Origin of the sequence: Methanoculleus sp. UBA413 (genome assembly GCF_002502935.1) — an archaeon.
In the GTDB taxonomy this organism is placed as follows: Archaea; Halobacteriota; Methanomicrobia; order Methanomicrobiales; family Methanoculleaceae; genus Methanoculleus; species Methanoculleus bourgensis.
Map to the genome: position 1 here is coordinate 27,369 of NZ_DAQR01000097.1, position 971 is coordinate 28,339.

Annotated in this window: 2 protein-coding genes; both read left to right on the forward strand. The window is 62.6% G+C overall.

All coding sequences use genetic code 11. The features are described from left to right. Nucleotides 1–123, forward strand: a 123-nt coding sequence (locus BP858_RS12370; protein ID WP_394339384.1) for an ACT domain-containing protein, incomplete at its 5' end; no start/stop codon positions are given. After that, nucleotides 116–971, forward strand: an 856-nt coding sequence (gene purM, locus BP858_RS08085) for a phosphoribosylformylglycinamidine cyclo-ligase (RefSeq protein ID WP_286879253.1), incomplete at its 3' end; no start/stop codon positions are given. The genes BP858_RS12370 and purM, both read left to right, overlap by 8 nt.

Below are 971 nucleotides of genomic sequence, written 5' to 3' on the forward strand. Positions count from 1 at the left end.
ATGATGATCTCGCAGGGCTCAAGCGAGGTGAACGTCTCGTTTGTCGTGAAGGGTGGAGACGGCAAGCGTGCCCTGCAGGTGCTGCACGATGAATTCCGCCTCTCGGAGAACTCTGATGACTGAACATACTTACCGTGAAGCAGGGGTCGACATCGACCTCGAGGCCCGGGCGGTGCGGGCACTGATTGACAACCTTACCTACCAGAGAACCGGCTCGTTCCCGATGATGGGGGCGGTCGGGCACTTCGCCGGGCTCATCGACTGCGGGCCGTATGCCCTCGCGCTTGCGGTCGACGGCGTCGGGACCAAGATGCTCGTCGCAGACGCGCTCCGCAACTGGCGGACCGTCGGGATCGACTGCATCGCGATGAACGTCAACGACCTCTATGTGATGAACCTCGAACCTGTCGCGTTCGTCGATTACATCGCGACGGATGCCCTCTCGATCGAGAAGATGGAGCAGATCGGCCGGGGATTGAACGAAGGGGCCAGGCTTGCGAATATGAACATCGTCGGCGGCGAGACCGCGACGCTCCGGGGGCTCGTAAACGGCCTCGACCTTGCGGGGACCTGCCTTGGTGTCCAGAAGAAGGAGAAGATCGTCACCGGGGAGGGGATCGTCCCCGGCGACCTGATCGTCGGCGTCCCCTCAAGCGGCATCCACAGCAACGGCCTCACGCTTGCCCGGAGGATCGTCGAGGAGTATGCCTCGTATGATACGCGTCTCTCAAACGGAAAGACCCTCGGCGAAGAACTCCTCACACCCACCCGGATCTACCACGAGGTGCTCCGGGTGACGGAGGCCTGCACCGTGCATGGGATGTGCCACATCACCGGCGGCGGCCTCTTAAACTTCCGGAGGCTCTCCGACTACGGGTTCTCGATCACCGCCCCCCTGGAGGTCCCCGCCATCTTCCGCTGGCTGCAGGAGAAGGGAAGCATCGGCGACGTCGAGATGTACCGCACCTTCA